This window comes from Serratia sp. 2C06, from assembly GCF_050037615.1.
GTDB classification, from domain to species: Bacteria; Pseudomonadota; Gammaproteobacteria; order Enterobacterales; family Enterobacteriaceae; genus Serratia; species Serratia ureilytica.
Map to the genome: position 1 here is coordinate 1,100,991 of NZ_CP188299.1, position 16,032 is coordinate 1,117,022.

Here is a 16,032-nt window from a genome sequence, read left to right on the forward strand (position 1 = left end):
TTTCTTAAAACACTTGCACTTTTAAACTGAAACAAACTGGAGACTGTCATGGAAAACCTGAGTATGGATCTGCTGTACATGGCTGCCGCTGTGATGATGGGTTTAGCGGCAATCGGTGCTGCGATCGGTATCGGCATCCTGGGTGGTAAATTCTTGGAAGGCGCTGCTCGTCAGCCTGACCTGATTCCTCTGCTGCGTACACAGTTCTTTATCGTTATGGGTCTGGTCGACGCCATCCCGATGATCGCTGTAGGTCTGGGTCTGTACGTGATGTTCGCCGTCGCGTAAGTAGAGCAACCCTCTACGACGTAACCAAACTATTAACTTTTAAAGAGGCATTGTGCTGTGAATCTTAACGCAACAATCCTCGGCCAGGCCATCGCGTTCGTTCTGTTTGTCTGGTTCTGCATGAAGTACGTATGGCCGCCGATCATGGCTGCCATCGAGAAACGTCAGAAAGAAATCGCTGACGGCCTCGCTTCTGCAGAGCGTGCCAAAAAAGATCTGGACTTAGCGCAAGCCAATGCGACCGACCAGCTGAAAACTGCCAAAGCAGAAGCTCAGGTGATCATCGAGCAAGCGAACAAACGCAAAGCTCAGATCATGGATGAAGCGAAAGCCGAAGCCGAGCAGGAACGTAACAAAATCGTGGCGCAGGCTCAGGCTGAGATCGAAGCCGAACGTAAGCGCGCTCGTGAAGAGTTGCGTAAGCAAGTCGCGATGCTGGCAATTGCCGGCGCCGAGAAGATCATCGAACGTTCCGTGGATGAAGCTGCTAACAGCGACATCGTTGATAAACTGGTCGCTGAACTGTAAGGAGGGAGGGGCTGATGTCTGAATTTGTAACTGTAGCTCGCCCCTACGCCAAAGCAGCTTTTGACTTTGCCGTTGAGCACCAAAGCGTAGAGCGCTGGCAGGACATGCTGGCGTTTGCGGCTGAAGTCACTCGCAATGAACAGATTTCTGAACTGCTGTCTGGCGCGGTTGCGCCAGAAACGCTGTCCAAGACGTTCATCGCGGTTTGTGGCGATCGGCTCGACGAACATGGCCAGAACTTTATCCGTGTAATGGCCGAAAATGGACGTTTACTGGTTCTTCCTGCCGTGCTGCAGCAGTTCATCGAACTGCGCGCCTCGCTGGAATCCACCGTCGAAGTCGAAGTGCTCTCTGCGAGCGCGCTGAGCGACGAACAGCAGGCGAAAATCGCCGCTGCGATGGAAAAACGTCTGTCACGCAAAGTTAAGCTGAATTGCAAAATTGACAAGTCTGTACTGGCCGGCATCGTTGTTCGCGCCGGCGATATGGTGATTGATGGCAGCGTTCGCGGTCGTCTTGAACGCCTGACAGACGTCTTGCAGTCTTAAGGGGACTGGAGCATGCAACTGAATTCCACCGAAATCAGCGAACTGATCAAGCAGCGCATTGCTCAGTTCAATGTAGTGAGCGAAGCTCACAATGAAGGTACTATCGTTTCCGTCAGCGACGGGATCATCCGCGTACACGGCCTGGCCGAAGTTATGCAGGGCGAAATGATCGCGCTGCCTGGCAACCGTTACGCAATCGCATTGAACCTGGAGCGCGACTCCGTTGGTGCCGTGGTCATGGGTCCGTACGCGGATCTGGCCGAAGGCATGAAGGTTAAATGCACCGGCCGTATCCTGGAAGTTCCAGTCGGTCGTGGTCTGCTGGGCCGCGTCGTTAACACCCTGGGCGCGCCAATCGACGGCAAAGGCCCGATTGAAAACGACGGTTTCTCTCCGGTAGAAGCTATCGCCCCAGGCGTTATCGAGCGTCAGTCCGTTGATCAGCCGGTTCAGACTGGCTACAAATCCGTTGACGCCATGATTCCAATCGGCCGCGGCCAGCGTGAGCTGGTGATCGGTGACCGTCAGACCGGTAAAACCGCGCTGGCGATCGATGCGATCATCAACCAACGCGACTCCGGCATCAAATGTGTTTACGTGGCTATCGGCCAGAAAGCGTCCACCATCGCTAACGTGGTGCGCAAACTGGAAGAGCACGGCGCACTGGCCAACACCATCGTGGTGGTGGCGACCGCTTCCGAATCCGCTGCACTGCAATACCTGGCGCCATACGCCGGTTGCGCAATGGGCGAATACTTCCGTGACCGCGGTGAAGATGCGCTGATCGTGTACGATGACCTGTCCAAGCAGGCCGTTGCTTACCGCCAGATTTCCCTGCTGCTTCGTCGTCCGCCAGGTCGTGAAGCTTACCCAGGCGACGTATTCTACCTGCACTCCCGCTTGCTGGAGCGTGCAGCGCGCGTTAACGCCGAGTACGTTGAAGCCTTCACCAAAGGTGAAGTTAAAGGTAAAACCGGTTCACTGACCGCTCTGCCGATCATTGAAACCCAGGCGGGTGACGTTTCCGCGTTCGTTCCGACCAACGTAATCTCGATTACCGATGGTCAGATCTTCCTGGAATCCAACCTGTTCAACTCCGGTATTCGTCCGGCAGTTAACCCGGGTATCTCCGTATCCCGTGTTGGTGGCGCCGCGCAGACCAAGATCATGAAGAAACTGTCCGGTGGTATCCGTACCGCGCTGGCGCAGTATCGTGAACTGGCTGCGTTCTCCCAGTTCGCCTCCGATCTGGACGACGCGACCCGCAAACAGCTGAGCCACGGTCAGAAAGTGACCGAGCTGCTGAAACAGAAACAGTATGCGCCGATGTCGGTTGCACAACAGTCTCTGGTGCTGTTTGCCGCAGAACGCGGTTACCTGAACGACGTCGAAGTCGCCAAAGTGGTGAGCTTCGAAGCCGCGCTGGTGGCCTATGCGGACCGCGAGCACGCCGAGCTGCTGAACCACATCAACCAAACTGGCAACTTCAATGATGAGATCGAGGGCAAGTTGAAAGACGTCCTCGAGACCTTCAAGAAAACCCAGTCCTGGTAACGCCGAACGGTCCTGCTGTTGAAAGACAGCAGGCCGTCTGGCACTGAGGAGAAGCAGAGATGGCCGGCGCAAAAGAGATACGTAGTAAGATCGCTAGCGTGCAAAACACGCAAAAGATCACTAAAGCGATGGAAATGGTCGCCGCCTCCAAAATGCGTAAATCGCAGGATCGCATGGCGGCCAGCCGTCCTTATGCAGAGACCATGCGCAAAGTGATTGGTCACCTTGCGTTAGGGAATCTGGAGTACAAGCACCCGTACCTGGATGAGCGTGACGTTAAGCGCGTTGGGTATCTGGTGGTGTCTACTGACCGTGGTCTCTGCGGCGGCTTGAACATCAACCTGTTCAAAAAGCTGCTGGCGGAGATGAAAGCCTGGTCCGAAAAAGGCGTCGAAACCGATTTGGCGCTGATTGGCTCTAAAGCGGCCTCTTTCTTTGGTTCCGTGGGCGGCAACGTGGTTGCCCAGGTGACCGGCATGGGGGATAAACCTTCCCTGTCGGATCTGATCGGGCCGGTGAAAGTGATGCTGCAGGCCTACGACGAAGGTCGTTTGGACAAGCTGTACATTGTCAGCAACAAATTTGTTAATACGATGTCCCAAGAGCCGCAGGTGCTTCAGCTGCTGCCGTTACCGCCAGCCGATGACGAAGAGCTGAAGAAAACGCCTTGGGATTACCTGTATGAACCGGATCCAAAAGTGCTGCTTGATACCTTGCTGCGCCGCTATGTGGAGTCGCAGGTTTATCAGGGCGTCGTGGAAAACCTGGCCAGCGAGCAGGCCGCACGAATGGTCGCGATGAAAGCCGCAACCGATAACGGCGGTAGCCTGATCAAAGAGCTGCAGTTGGTATACAACAAGGCGCGTCAGGCCAGCATCACTCAGGAACTCACCGAGATCGTTTCGGGAGCCTCCGCGGTTTAAGCTAGGTTTACGAATTACGTAGAGGATTCAAGATGGCTACTGGAAAGATTATCCAGGTAATCGGCGCCGTGGTGGACGTCGAGTTCCCTCAGGATGCCGTACCAAAAGTGTACGACGCCCTTGAGGTAGAAAACGGCACCGAAAAACTGGTGTTGGAAGTTCAGCAACAGCTGGGCGGTGGCGTGGTTCGCTGTATCGCAATGGGGACCTCCGACGGTCTGCGTCGCGGTCTGAAAGTGAACAACCTGGACCACCCGATTGAAGTGCCGGTGGGTAAAGCTACCCTGGGCCGTATCATGAACGTATTGGGTCAACCCATCGACATGAAAGGCGACATCGGCGAAGAAGAGCGTTGGGCGATTCACCGCGCGGCGCCAAGCTACGAAGAGCTGTCCAGCTCCCAGGAACTGCTGGAAACCGGTATCAAGGTAATGGACCTGATTTGTCCATTCGCCAAGGGCGGTAAAGTCGGTCTGTTCGGCGGTGCGGGCGTAGGTAAAACCGTAAACATGATGGAGCTGATCCGTAACATCGCGATCGAGCACTCCGGTTATTCCGTGTTTGCGGGCGTGGGCGAGCGTACTCGTGAGGGTAACGACTTCTACCACGAAATGACCGACTCCAACGTTCTGGACAAAGTATCCCTGGTTTACGGCCAGATGAACGAGCCACCAGGTAACCGTCTGCGCGTTGCGCTGACCGGTCTGACCATGGCGGAGAAATTCCGTGACGAAGGCCGTGACGTTCTGCTGTTCGTTGACAACATCTACCGTTATACCCTGGCCGGTACCGAAGTGTCCGCACTTCTGGGCCGTATGCCATCCGCGGTAGGTTATCAGCCGACGCTGGCGGAAGAGATGGGCGTTCTGCAAGAACGTATCACCTCGACCAAGACCGGTTCCATCACTTCCGTACAGGCCGTTTACGTTCCTGCGGATGACTTGACTGACCCGTCTCCAGCCACCACCTTTGCGCACTTGGACGCAACCGTGGTACTGAGCCGTAACATCGCTTCTCTGGGTATCTACCCGGCCGTTGACCCGCTGGATTCCACCAGCCGTCAGCTGGATCCGCTGGTTGTTGGCCAGGAGCACTACGACGTAGCGCGTGGCGTGCAGTCCATTCTGCAACGCTACCAGGAACTGAAAGATATCATCGCGATCCTGGGTATGGACGAGCTGTCTGAAGAAGACAAACTGGTCGTATCCCGTGCGCGTAAGATCCAACGCTTCCTGTCTCAGCCGTTCTTCGTGGCAGAAGTCTTCACCGGTTCTCCGGGCAAGTTCGTATCGCTGAAAGACACCATCCGTGGTTTCAAAGGCATTATGGACGGCGACTATGACCACCTGCCGGAGCAGGCGTTCTACATGGTTGGCACCATTGAAGAAGCAGTGGAAAAAGCCAAGAAACTGTAACGCCTTGAGAGGAGGGTGATATGGCTATGACTTACCATCTGGATGTAGTCAGCGCGGAAAAACAGATGTTTTCCGGCCTGGTGCAGAAGATCCAGGTGACAGGCAGCGAAGGTGAACTGGGGATCTTCCCTGGCCATGCGCCGCTGCTGACTGCCATCAAGCCTGGCATGGTGCGTATTGTTAAGCAGCACGGTGAAGAAGAGTTCATCTACCTGTCCGGCGGCATCCTCGAGGTGCAGCCGAGCGTGGTTACCGTGCTGGCGGACACTGCTATCCGTGGTACTGACCTCGACGAAGCGAGAGCGTTGGAAGCTAAGCGTAAAGCTGAAGAACACATTCGCAGCTCTCATGGCGATGTCGACTATGCTCAGGCATCCGCTGAACTGGCGAAAGCGATCGCAAAACTGCGCGTTATCGAGCTCACCAGAAAAGCGATGTAATGTTTGGGTGCAGAGCACCCAACTTTAAGAAAGCGGCCTATAGGGTCGCTTTTTTTTTACTTTAAAATAAGTATTTCAGCCCGGCGTAGAAAGTGGTATGTAACCCTGATATCCAGGGTGGAGCCGTCGCCAATCACCGACAGTTTTTTCGTCCTGAAGCCTAATTGGACATGATGGTGGCAGGCCAAGCGCTGCGCGGCCTGCGACGGTTTCGTGATGAGAAATATGTAGTAATATCGTCGCTAAACGGTTTTACTTTCGTCTATCAAAATGGAGTTATCAGGTTGCTTATGTCGAACAGCGCAATGAGCGTGGTTATCCTCGCCGCAGGCAAGGGTACGCGCATGTATTCCGATCTTCCCAAAGTGTTGCATCCGTTGGCCGGCAAGCCGATGGTACAACACGTCATTGATGCCGCGATGAAACTGGGCGCGCAACATGTACACCTGGTATACGGCCATGGCGGCGATCTGCTGAAAAGCACGTTGACCGAAGGCGCGCTGAACTGGGTGCTGCAGGCCGAGCAACTGGGCACTGGCCATGCGATGCAGCAGGCGGCGCCGCATTTTGCCGACGATGAAGACGTGTTGATGCTGTATGGCGACGTGCCGTTGATCTCCGTCGATACGCTCACGCGCCTGTTGGCGGCCAAGCCGCAGGGCGGCATCGGCCTGCTGACGGTCAAGCTGGACGTTCCGAGTGGCTATGGCCGCATCGTGCGAGAGCAGGGTGACGTGGTGGGCATCGTCGAACACAAGGACGCCAGCGAAGCGCAGCGTCAGATCAATGAGATCAATACCGGCATCCTGGTGGCGAATGGGCGCGATCTGAAGCGCTGGCTGGGGATGTTGAACAACGACAACGCTCAGGGCGAGTTTTACATCACCGATATCATTGCGTTGGCGCATGCCGACGGCAAGAAAATCGAAGCCGTGCACCCATCGCGTTTGAGCGAAGTGGAAGGCGTGAACAACCGACAGCAGCTGGCGACCCTGGAGCGCGTGTTCCAGTCGGAACAGTCTGAAAAACTGCTGCTGGCCGGCGTAATGTTGTTGGATCCGGCGCGTTTCGACCTGCGCGGTGAACTTGTTCACGGCCGCGACATCACTATTGATGCGAATGTGATTATCGAAGGTCACGTCAAGCTGGGCGACCGGGTGAAAATCGGCGCCGGCTGCGTGCTGAAAAACTGCGTGATCGGTGATGACTGCGAGATCAGCCCTTACAGCGTGCTGGAAGACAGCGTGCTGGAAGCCGCCTGCTCCGTTGGGCCGTTCGCCCGCCTGCGCCCTGGCGCGGAGCTGGCAACAGGGGCCCACGTCGGCAACTTCGTGGAAATGAAAAAGGCGCGATTGGGCAAAGGCTCCAAGGCCGGTCACCTCAGCTACCTGGGCGATGCCGACATTGGAGATGACGTGAATATCGGCGCCGGCACCATCACCTGCAATTACGATGGCGCCAACAAGCACAAGACGCTGATCGGCGATGGCGTGTTCGTCGGTTCCGATACTCAGCTGGTGGCGCCGGTGTCGGTCGGCAAAGGGGCCACCATTGCCGCCGGCACCACGGTGACGCGAGATATCGCCGAAAACGAACTGGTGCTGAGCCGCGTCAAGCAGGTGCACATTCAGGGCTGGCAGCGCCCGGTGAAGAAGAAGTCATAGTGTGTTTTGCGTTGGGCTCCATTCACGAGCCCAATACAAAACATAATAACCCCCACCATCTACAGGCTCGGGGGACGCACGGTAAAACCGGCAAAAATCAGGTCAAGGCATCGAAAACGCCCATAAAAGGCGTTCATTAGGAATATAACCGAATGTGTGGAATTGTAGGCGCAGTAGCGCAACGTGATATCGCAGAAATTCTGCTGGAAGGTTTACGTCGTCTTGAGTACCGCGGTTACGACTCCGCCGGTCTGGCGGTGGTCGACGATCAAGGCAACGTCAGTCGCCTGCGTCGCGTAGGCAAGGTGCAAAAACTGGCCGAAGCGGCGGAGCAGACCGATCTGCACGGCGGCACCGGCATCGCTCACACCCGTTGGGCAACGCACGGTGAACCGACCGAAGCGAACGCGCACCCGCATGTTTCCGACTACATTACCGTGGTGCATAACGGCATCATCGAAAACCACGAGCCGCTGCGCGAACTGCTGATCGAACGCGGTTACCGCTTCAACTCTGAAACCGACACCGAAGTGATCGCGCACCTGGTGCACTGGGAACAGCTGCAGGGCGGTACGCTGCTCGAAGTGGTTCAGCGCGTGATCCCACAGCTGCGCGGCGCTTACGGCACCGTGGTGATGGACAGCCGCGATCCGAGCGTATTGGTCGCGGCGCGCTCCGGCAGCCCGCTGGTTATCGGTCGCGGCGTCGGGGAAAACTTCATCGCTTCCGATCAGCTGGCGTTGCTGCCGGTCACCCGCCGCTTCATCTTCCTGGAAGAAGGCGATGTGGTGGAGGTGACTCGCCGCACCGTCAACATCTTCGACAAGCAGGGTAACGCCATCGAGCGCCCTGAGATCGAATCCCAGGTGCAGTATGACGCCGGCGACAAGGGCGCTTACCGCCACTACATGCAAAAAGAGATTTACGAACAGCCGCTGGCGCTGAAAAACACCCTGGAAGGGCGTTTCAGTCATGGCCAAATCAACCTGAGCGAGCTGGGCCCGCACGCCGACGAGCTGCTGGCCAAGGTGCAGCACGTGCAGATCATCGCCTGTGGGACTTCTTACCACTCCGGGATGGTGGCGCGTTACTGGTTCGAAGCGCTGGCCGGCGTGCCGTGCGATGTCGAGATCGCGTCCGAATTCCGTTACCGCAAATCGGCGGTGCGTCCGGGCAGCCTGATCATCACCCTGTCGCAGTCCGGCGAAACCGCCGACACGTTAGCGGCGCTGCGTCTGTCCAAAGAGCTGGGTTATCTCGGTTCGCTGGCCGTTTGTAACGTTGCGGGGTCTTCGCTGGTGCGCGAATCCGATCTGGCGTTGATGACCAAAGCGGGCACGGAAATCGGCGTTGCTTCGACCAAAGCCTTTACCACGCAGCTCACCGTGCTGTTGATGCTGGTGGCGCGCCTGGGCCGTCTGAAAGGCATGGCGGAAAGCGTGGAGCAGGAGATTGTGCACGGCCTGCAGGCGCTGCCGGCGCGTATTGAGCAGATGCTGTCGATGGATAAAGAGATCGAAGCGCTGGCGGAAGGTTTCTCGGACAAACATCATGCGCTGTTCCTCGGCCGCGGCGATCAGTACCCGATCGCCATGGAAGGGGCGCTGAAGCTGAAAGAGATCTCCTATATTCACGCTGAAGCTTATGCGGCGGGTGAGTTGAAACACGGCCCGCTGGCGCTGATCGACGCCGATATGCCGGTGATCGTGGTGGCGCCGAACAACGAACTGCTGGAAAAGCTGAAGTCCAACATTGAAGAAGTGCGCGCGCGCGGCGGTCAGCTGTACGTGTTCGCCGATCAGGACGCCGGCTTCGTCAGCAGCGAAGGCATGACCATCATTCCTCTGCCGCACGTTGAGGAAATCGTGGCGCCGATCTTCTACACCGTGCCGTTGCAGCTGCTGTCTTACCATGTGGCGCTGATCAAGGGCACCGACGTTGACCAGCCGCGCAACCTGGCGAAGTCTGTCACCGTAGAGTAATTTGCCGCAGGTAAACTGCAAAAGCCGGCCTTCGCGCCGGCTTTTTTCATGAGTGACCTTAAAGATGACAGCGCGACCGATTCGGCGATAAACATTGTCATATTCAAGCGGATAGGCCGTGCCCAAACGGTTTTTTGTTGTTTGGCAATTGCGCTATTTTTTATTTAACTTATTGATTTTTAATTAAACAAACCCCTCTCAAGCACGCTGTAATATAACTGTCATATTGCGTACATTTTTCTGTCACCAAACTGTCCTATTTTCCCTCCTGCAGCAATACTTACTCTGATTAAAACGACTCGACGTCGATTTTAAGTATCCCATTAGGAGGGATTATGAAACTGATGCGTACCACCGTCGCCAGTATTGTGGCAGCGACCTTCTCCCTGACCGCCGTGTCCGCGTTCGCTGCTGCCAGCCTGACCGGTGCAGGTGCGACATTCCCCGCTCCGGTTTACGCCAAGTGGGCAGATTCTTATCAGAAAGAAACCGGCAACAAAGTTAACTATCAGGGCATCGGCTCCTCTGGCGGCGTGAAGCAAATCGTGGCCAACACCGTTGACTTTGGCGCTTCCGACGCCCCGCTGTCTGACGACAAACTGGCGGCCGATGGCCTGTTCCAGTTCCCGACCGTGATCGGCGGCGTGGTGCTGGCTGTGAATATCCCGGGCATCAAATCCGGCGAACTGACGCTGGACGGTAAAACCCTGGGCGATATCTACCTGGGCAACGTCAAAAAGTGGAACGATCCGGCTATCACCAAGCTGAACCCAGGCGTGAAACTGCCTGACCAGAACATTGCCGTGGTGCGCCGCGCCGACGGTTCCGGCACCTCGTTCGTGTTTACCAGCTACCTGTCCAAGGTGAACGCGCAGTGGAAAGAGAAGATCGGCGCCGGTTCTACCGTTAACTGGCCGACCGGTCTGGGCGGCAAAGGCAACGACGGCATCGCCGCCTTCGTTCAGCGTCTGCCTGGCTCTATCGGCTACGTAGAATACGCTTACGCCAAGCAGAACAACCTGGCTTACACCAAGCTGGTGTCCGCCGACGGCAAACCGGTCAGCCCGACCGAAGAGAGCTTCAGCAACGCCGCCAAGGGTGCGGATTGGAGCAAAACCTTCGCTCAGGATCTGACTGACCAGAAAGGCGACAACGTGTGGCCAATCACCTCCACCACCTTCATCCTGGTGCATAAAGAGCAGAAAAACCCTGCTCAGGGCGCCGAAGTGCTGAAGTTCTTCGACTGGGCCTACAAAACCGGCGGCAAGCAGGCTAACGAACTGGATTACGCCACCCTGCCGAAAGAAGTGGTTGAGCAGGTGCGTGCGGCCTGGAAAACCAACGTAAAAGACAGTTCAGGTAAAGCGCTGTACTAACAACGCAGGGGCGCGGGTTCGCCGCGCCCCACACAGTTCTTCAGGCTCCGATCCCGGTTGGGGCTGCCAGGGTTCAAACAGAGAGTAATCTATGGCTGAGTACAAGCCGACCATCAAAGCACCGGGCAAAAACGGTGACATCATTTTCAGCGCGCTGGTGAGACTGGCTGCGCTGATTACCCTATTGTTGCTGGGCGGCATCATCGTTTCGCTGATCTTCGCCTCCTGGCCAAGCATGCAGAAATTCGGCTTCGCCTTCCTGTGGACCAAAGAGTGGGACGCGCCGGCGGAGCAGTTCGGCGCGCTGGTGCCTATCTACGGCACCGTGGTCACCTCGCTCATCGCGCTGATTATCGCCGTGCCGGTGAGTTTCGGCATCGCGCTGTTCCTGACCGAACTGGCGCCGAACTGGTTGAAGCGGCCGCTGGGTATCGCCATTGAGCTGCTGGCGGCCATCCCGAGCATCGTCTACGGCATGTGGGGCCTGTTCGTGTTCGCCCCGCTGTTCGCCGAATATTTCCAGACGCCGGTGGGCGAAGTGCTGTCGGGCATTCCTATCGTCGGCGAGTTGTTCTCCGGCCCGGCCTTCGGCATCGGCATTCTGGCCGCCGGGGTTATCCTGGCTATCATGATCATTCCTTACATCGCCGCGGTGATGCGCGACGTGTTCGAACAGACGCCGGTAATGATGAAAGAGTCGGCCTACGGCATCGGCTGCACCACCTGGGAAGTCATCTGGCGCATCGTGCTGCCGTTCACCAAAAACGGCGTCATCGGCGGCGTGATGCTGGGTCTGGGCCGAGCGCTGGGGGAGACCATGGCGGTAACCTTTATCATCGGCAACACCTACCAGCTCGACAGCGCTTCGCTGTACATGCCGGGCAACAGCATCACCTCGGCGCTGGCCAACGAATTCGCCGAAGCCGAGTCCGGCGTGCACACCGCCGCACTGATGGAGCTGGGCCTGATTCTGTTTGTTATCACCTTTATCGTGCTGGCGCTGTCGAAACTGATGATCATGCGTCTGGCCAAGAATGAGGGGCGTTAACATGGCGACGATGGATATGCAAAACGCAGTCGTTCTGGCGGAAAGCCGCCGCAAAATGCAGGCCTGGCGCCGGCAGAAAAACCGCCTCGCGCTGTTCCTGTCGATGGCGACCATGGCGTTCGGGCTGTTCTGGCTGATCTGGATCCTTATCGCCACCGTGACCAAAGGCTTCGACGGCATGTCGCTGGCGCTGTTCACCGAGATGACCCCGCCGCCGAACACCGCGGGCGGCGGCTTGGCCAACGCCATCGCCGGCAGCGGGCTGTTGATCCTGTGGGCGACCATCTTCGGCACGCCGCTGGGCATCATGGCCGGTATTTACCTGGCGGAATACGGACGTAAATCCTGGTTGGCGGAAGTGATCCGCTTTATCAACGATATTCTGTTGTCTGCACCGTCGATCGTGGTGGGCCTGTTCGTTTACACCATTGTGGTGGCGAAGATGGAACACTTCTCCGGTTGGGCTGGCATCGTGGCGCTGGCGCTGCTGCAGGTGCCGATCGTCATTCGCACCACCGAGAACATGCTGAAACTGGTGCCGGATACGCTGCGCGAGGCCGCTTATGCGCTGGGCACGCCGAAATGGCGCATGATTTCCGCCATCACGCTGAAGGCGTCGGTGTCCGGCATCATCACCGGCGTGCTGCTGGCGATTGCGCGTATTGCGGGGGAAACGGCACCGCTGCTGTTCACCTCGCTGTCGAACCAGTTCTGGAGCACCGACCTGATGCAGCCGATCGCCAACCTGCCGGTGACCATCTTCAAATTCGCCATGAGCCCGTTCGCCGAATGGCAACAGCTGGCCTGGGCCGGGGTGCTGTTAATCACCCTGTGCGTACTGTTACTGAATATCCTGGCGCGCGTGATTTTCGCCAAGAAAAAGCATTCATAAAATTTTGAGCGCCGCTTTGGCGGCGCTGATGAAAAGAGAGAAGTCTTGATGAGTATGGTTACTGACGCTTCCAGCAGCAAAATTCAGGTACGCGATCTGAACTTCTACTACGGCAAATTCCATGCGCTGAAGAACATCACGCTGGATATCGCCAAGAACAAGGTCACCGCGTTTATCGGCCCATCCGGCTGTGGCAAGTCCACCCTGCTGCGCACCTTCAACAAGATGTACCAGCTGTACCCGGAACAGCGTGCGGAAGGCGGCATCCTGCTGGACGGCCAGAACATCCTGACCGACAACTCGGATATCGCGCTGCTGCGCGCCAAGGTCGGCATGGTGTTCCAAAAGCCGACGCCGTTCCCGATGTCGATTTACGACAACATCGCCTTCGGCGTTCGCCTGTTTGAAAAGCTGTCGCGCGCCGATATGGACGAGCGCGTGCAGTGGGCGCTGACCAAAGCGGCGCTGTGGAACGAAACCAAGGACAAGCTGCACCAGAGCGGCTACAGCCTCTCCGGCGGCCAGCAGCAGCGTCTGTGCATCGCCCGCGGCATCGCCATTCGTCCGGAAGTGTTGTTGCTGGATGAGCCTTGCTCGGCGCTGGATCCGATCTCCACCGGCAAGATTGAAGAGCTGATCAGCGAGCTGAAGGCTGATTACACCGTGGTGATCGTGACGCACAACATGCAGCAGGCGGCGCGCTGCTCCGACTCTACCGCATTTATGTATCTGGGCGAGCTGATCGAGTTCAGTGATACTGATAACCTGTTCACTGCGCCGCAGAAAAAGCAGACTGAAGACTACATCACTGGCCGTTATGGTTGATAGGAAGCATCATGGATAACCTGAATTTAAACAAACACATTTCCGGCCAGTTCAACGCAGAGCTCGAGCATATCCGCACCCAGGTGCTGACCATGGGCGGGCTGGTGGAGCAGCAGCTGACCGACGCCATCACCGCGATGCACAATCAGGATGGCGAGCTGGCCAAGCGCGTGATCGAAGGCGACGCCAAGGTCAACATGATGGAAGTGGCGATCGACGAAGCCTGCGTGCGCATTATCGCCAAGCGCCAGCCGACCGCCAGCGATCTGCGTCTGGTGATGGCGATCATCAAAACCATTTCCGAGCTGGAACGCATCGGCGACGTGGCGGACAAGATCTGCCGCACCGCGCTGGAGAAGTTCTCGCACCAGCACCAGCCGCTGCTGGTCAGCCTGGAGTCGCTGGGGCGCCACACCGTGCAGATGCTGCACGACGTGCTGGACGCGTTCGCGCGCATGGATCTGGACGAGGCGATCCGTATTTACCGTGAAGATAAAAAGGTCGACCAGGAATACGAAGGCATCGTACGTCAGCTGATGACCTACATGATGGAAGATTCGCGCACCATTCCGAGCGTGCTGACCGCGCTGTTCTGCGCTCGTTCTATCGAGCGTATCGGCGATCGCTGCCAGAACATCTGCGAATTTATCTTCTATTTCGTCAAAGGACAGGATTTCCGTCATTTGGGCGGCGACGCCCTGGAAAAGCTGCTGTCTCCGGGCGGTAAAGACGAAAAAGACGACTAACCCTTTCCGGGTAATATCCTTCCAAGGCGCGGTTTCCCGCGCCTTTATTCCATCTTAAGCTCGTAAAGATAAAAAGGTTATAAATATAGCTTTTTATATTATTTCCTGACCTATGTGGCGCTTGCTAGCTTATCCGCCAGCAGGACATCAACCACTTAGGAGCTTTCTATGAAACATCGCGCTTTGGCCTTAACGTTGTTAGCCAGTCTGACCGGTTTCGCCGCCGGCGCCGCGCACGCTGACAAACTTGACGATATCAAGCAAGCCGGCGTGGTGCGCATCGCGGTGTTCGACAGCAACCCGCCGTTCGGCTACATCGATCCGCAGAGCAAGAAGCTGGTGGGCTACGATGTGGATGTCGCCGACGCGATCGGCAAAGCGCTGGGGGTGAAAGTGGAGCTGCGCGCCACCAACCCGGCCAACCGCATTCCGCTGCTGGTGTCGAAGAAGGTTGACCTGATTGCCGCCAACTTCACCATTACCGACGAGCGCGCCAAGGAAGTGAACTTCAGCGTGCCGTACTTCGCCACTGGCCAGAAATTCATCGCCCGCAAAGGCGTGTTGAAAACGCCGGAAGACATCAAGAAGCTGCGCATCGGCGCGGATAAGGGCACGGTGCAGGAAATCACCCTGCGCGAGCGTTTCCCGACGGCGAAAGTGATCTCCTACGATGATACCCCGCTGGCGTTCGTGGCGCTGCGTAACGGCAACGTGCAGGCGATCACTCAGGACGACGCCAAGCTGGTCGGCCTGCTCGGCAACCTGCCGGCGGCGCAAAAGGCGGAGTTTGAAATTTCGCCGTTCAGCCTGACCAAAGAGTATCAGGGCGTCGGCATTCCCAAGGGTGAAGATCGCCTGACCGCCGCGGTGAACGAGACGCTGATCAAGCTGGAAAAAGACGGCGAAGCGGTTAAGATTTACGATCGCTGGTTCGGGCCGGAAACCAAATCCGCTCAACCGCGCGGCGATTTCAAAATCGCGCCTTTGGATCAGCAACCAAAAGCCTGACTTAACCGCTTGCGGTGAGATAGGCACGGAGGGGCGCAGCTTGCTGCGCCCCTGATGCATTCTGCAAGACAAGGATTGAACATGAACCTGGACTGGCTGCTGGCGCCGCAATACCTGAGCTGGCTGTGGCACGGTTTTCTGCTGACGCTGTGGCTTTCCGCCTGTGCGGGGCTGGCGGCTACGCTGCTGGGCTTTGTGCTGGCGGCGATGCGCGACAGCAGCCTGCGGCCGTTGCGCTGGCTGGCGATGGGGTACAGTTCGCTGTTTCGCAATACGCCGCTGCTGGTGCAGCTGTTCTTCTGGTACTTCGCCGCCGGGCAGATCCTGCCGTCCGCCGCCATGCAGTGGCTGAACAGCGCCCATCAGGTTGGCCCGCTTGAGTGGCCGTCATTCGAGTTTCTCGCCGGTTTCTTCGGCCTGACGCTGTACTCCACCGCCTTTATCGCCGAAGAGATCCGCTCCGGCATTCGCGGCGTCGCCGGCGGGCAGAAATATGCCGCTCAGGCGCTGGGGCTGACCGGCTGGCAGGCGATGCGCTATGTGGTGCTGCCGCAGGCGCTGAAAATCGCGCTGCCGCCGCTGCTGGGCCAATACATGAACGTGATCAAGAACTCGTCGTTGACCATGGCGATCGGCGTGACCGAACTCTCTTACGCCTCGCGTCAGGTCGAAACCGAAACCCTGCGCACTTTCCAGGCGTTCGGCGTGGCGACGGTACTGTATATCGCCATCATCGCGCTGCTGGAAGGCTGGGGCATGTGGCGACAACAGCGTAAACCGCTGGGAGGGCATTGA

16 protein-coding genes are annotated in these 16,032 nt (G+C 57.4%); all 16 read left to right on the forward strand.

Annotated features, from left to right (window positions below; translation table 11 throughout):
* Nucleotides 1–48 precede the first annotated feature (48 nt).
* The 16 genes from atpE (at nucleotide 49) to ACP3TA_RS05745 (ending at nucleotide 16,032) form a co-directional block, all read left to right on the forward strand.
* On the forward strand, nucleotides 49–288 hold the full coding sequence (gene atpE, locus ACP3TA_RS05670; protein ID WP_004093904.1) for a F0F1 ATP synthase subunit C: 240 nt from the start codon (nucleotides 49–51) through the stop codon (nucleotides 286–288).
* A 57-nt stretch (nucleotides 289–345) separates the two neighbouring features.
* Nucleotides 346–816, forward strand: a complete 471-nt coding sequence (gene atpF / locus ACP3TA_RS05675) for a F0F1 ATP synthase subunit B (protein WP_004933804.1) — start codon at nucleotides 346–348, stop codon at nucleotides 814–816.
* Nucleotides 817–830: 14 nt separating this feature from the next.
* Nucleotides 831–1,364: a F0F1 ATP synthase subunit delta gene (gene atpH / locus ACP3TA_RS05680; RefSeq protein ID WP_025160298.1), complete on the forward strand. Its 534-nt coding sequence runs from the start codon at nucleotides 831–833 to the stop codon at nucleotides 1,362–1,364.
* A 12-nt stretch (nucleotides 1,365–1,376) separates the two neighbouring features.
* Nucleotides 1,377–2,918, forward strand: a complete 1,542-nt coding sequence (atpA, locus tag ACP3TA_RS05685; protein WP_033652328.1) for a F0F1 ATP synthase subunit alpha — start codon at nucleotides 1,377–1,379, stop codon at nucleotides 2,916–2,918.
* 59 nt (nucleotides 2,919–2,977) lie between these two features.
* Nucleotides 2,978–3,841, forward strand: a complete 864-nt coding sequence (atpG, locus tag ACP3TA_RS05690) for a F0F1 ATP synthase subunit gamma (protein ID WP_004933811.1) — start codon at nucleotides 2,978–2,980, stop codon at nucleotides 3,839–3,841.
* Nucleotides 3,842–3,873: 32 nt separating this feature from the next.
* Nucleotides 3,874–5,256, forward strand: a complete 1,383-nt coding sequence (atpD, locus tag ACP3TA_RS05695; RefSeq protein WP_004933813.1) for a F0F1 ATP synthase subunit beta — start codon at nucleotides 3,874–3,876, stop codon at nucleotides 5,254–5,256.
* A gap of 20 nt (nucleotides 5,257–5,276) precedes the next feature.
* Nucleotides 5,277–5,696: a F0F1 ATP synthase subunit epsilon gene (locus ACP3TA_RS05700; RefSeq protein WP_004933814.1), complete on the forward strand. Its 420-nt coding sequence runs from the start codon at nucleotides 5,277–5,279 to the stop codon at nucleotides 5,694–5,696.
* Nucleotides 5,697–5,986: 290 nt separating this feature from the next.
* A complete protein-coding gene (gene glmU / locus ACP3TA_RS05705) occupies nucleotides 5,987–7,360 on the forward strand; it encodes a bifunctional UDP-N-acetylglucosamine diphosphorylase/glucosamine-1-phosphate N-acetyltransferase GlmU (protein WP_426784562.1) in 1,374 nt (457 codons plus the stop codon).
* Between the two features lie 152 nt (nucleotides 7,361–7,512).
* A complete protein-coding gene (gene glmS, locus ACP3TA_RS05710; protein WP_089197565.1) occupies nucleotides 7,513–9,342 on the forward strand; it encodes a glutamine--fructose-6-phosphate transaminase (isomerizing) in 1,830 nt (609 codons plus the stop codon).
* Nucleotides 9,343–9,677: 335 nt separating this feature from the next.
* A complete protein-coding gene (pstS, locus tag ACP3TA_RS05715) occupies nucleotides 9,678–10,718 on the forward strand; it encodes a phosphate ABC transporter substrate-binding protein PstS (RefSeq protein WP_033645155.1) in 1,041 nt (346 codons plus the stop codon).
* A gap of 91 nt (nucleotides 10,719–10,809) precedes the next feature.
* The gene (gene pstC / locus ACP3TA_RS05720) at nucleotides 10,810–11,766 is read left to right on the forward strand and encodes a phosphate ABC transporter permease PstC (protein WP_004933822.1); all 957 of its coding nucleotides are present in this window, start codon (nucleotides 10,810–10,812) and stop codon (nucleotides 11,764–11,766) included.
* Between the two features lies 1 nt (nucleotide 11,767).
* Nucleotides 11,768–12,658 carry a phosphate ABC transporter permease PstA gene (gene pstA, locus ACP3TA_RS05725; protein ID WP_019455481.1) on the forward strand — a complete coding sequence of 297 codons (891 nt, stop codon included), beginning with the start codon at nucleotides 11,768–11,770 and terminating at the stop codon, nucleotides 12,656–12,658.
* A gap of 54 nt (nucleotides 12,659–12,712) precedes the next feature.
* Nucleotides 12,713–13,483 (forward strand): phosphate ABC transporter ATP-binding protein PstB, encoded by a 771-nt coding sequence (gene pstB, locus ACP3TA_RS05730; protein WP_016929614.1) that lies wholly within the window; start codon nucleotides 12,713–12,715, stop codon nucleotides 13,481–13,483.
* 11 nt (nucleotides 13,484–13,494) lie between these two features.
* Nucleotides 13,495–14,229: a phosphate signaling complex protein PhoU gene (gene phoU / locus ACP3TA_RS05735; RefSeq protein ID WP_004933833.1), complete on the forward strand. Its 735-nt coding sequence runs from the start codon at nucleotides 13,495–13,497 to the stop codon at nucleotides 14,227–14,229.
* A gap of 168 nt (nucleotides 14,230–14,397) precedes the next feature.
* On the forward strand, nucleotides 14,398–15,237 hold the full coding sequence (locus ACP3TA_RS05740; protein ID WP_025304747.1) for an ABC transporter substrate-binding protein: 840 nt from the start codon (nucleotides 14,398–14,400) through the stop codon (nucleotides 15,235–15,237).
* A gap of 81 nt (nucleotides 15,238–15,318) precedes the next feature.
* Nucleotides 15,319–16,032, forward strand: coding sequence for an amino acid ABC transporter permease (locus ACP3TA_RS05745; protein ID WP_426784563.1), 714 nt, complete (start codon nucleotides 15,319–15,321; stop codon nucleotides 16,030–16,032).

What these genes read in the sequence shown, in the direction of transcription:
- atpH (WP_025160298.1), top strand. Translation starts at nt 831, where the DNA reads ATGTCTGAATTTGTAACTGTAGCTCGCCCCTACGCCAAAGCAGCTTTT.
- glmU (WP_426784562.1), top strand. Translation starts at nt 5,987, where the DNA reads ATGTCGAACAGCGCAATGAGCGTGGTTATCCTCGCCGCAGGCAAGGGT.
- glmS (WP_089197565.1), top strand. Translation starts at nt 7,513, where the DNA reads ATGTGTGGAATTGTAGGCGCAGTAGCGCAACGTGATATCGCAGAAATT.
- pstC (WP_004933822.1), top strand. Translation starts at nt 10,810, where the DNA reads ATGGCTGAGTACAAGCCGACCATCAAAGCACCGGGCAAAAACGGTGAC.
- atpE (WP_004093904.1), top strand. Translation starts at nt 49, where the DNA reads ATGGAAAACCTGAGTATGGATCTGCTGTACATGGCTGCCGCTGTGATG.
- ACP3TA_RS05745 (WP_426784563.1), top strand. Translation starts at nt 15,319, where the DNA reads ATGAACCTGGACTGGCTGCTGGCGCCGCAATACCTGAGCTGGCTGTGG.
- atpG (WP_004933811.1), top strand. Translation starts at nt 2,978, where the DNA reads ATGGCCGGCGCAAAAGAGATACGTAGTAAGATCGCTAGCGTGCAAAAC.
- phoU (WP_004933833.1), top strand. Translation starts at nt 13,495, where the DNA reads ATGGATAACCTGAATTTAAACAAACACATTTCCGGCCAGTTCAACGCA.
- pstB (WP_016929614.1), top strand. Translation starts at nt 12,713, where the DNA reads ATGGTTACTGACGCTTCCAGCAGCAAAATTCAGGTACGCGATCTGAAC.
- atpA (WP_033652328.1), top strand. Translation starts at nt 1,377, where the DNA reads ATGCAACTGAATTCCACCGAAATCAGCGAACTGATCAAGCAGCGCATT.
- atpD (WP_004933813.1), top strand. Translation starts at nt 3,874, where the DNA reads ATGGCTACTGGAAAGATTATCCAGGTAATCGGCGCCGTGGTGGACGTC.
- ACP3TA_RS05700 (WP_004933814.1), top strand. Translation starts at nt 5,277, where the DNA reads ATGGCTATGACTTACCATCTGGATGTAGTCAGCGCGGAAAAACAGATG.
- pstA (WP_019455481.1), top strand. Translation starts at nt 11,768, where the DNA reads ATGGCGACGATGGATATGCAAAACGCAGTCGTTCTGGCGGAAAGCCGC.
- pstS (WP_033645155.1), top strand. Translation starts at nt 9,678, where the DNA reads ATGAAACTGATGCGTACCACCGTCGCCAGTATTGTGGCAGCGACCTTC.
- ACP3TA_RS05740 (WP_025304747.1), top strand. Translation starts at nt 14,398, where the DNA reads ATGAAACATCGCGCTTTGGCCTTAACGTTGTTAGCCAGTCTGACCGGT.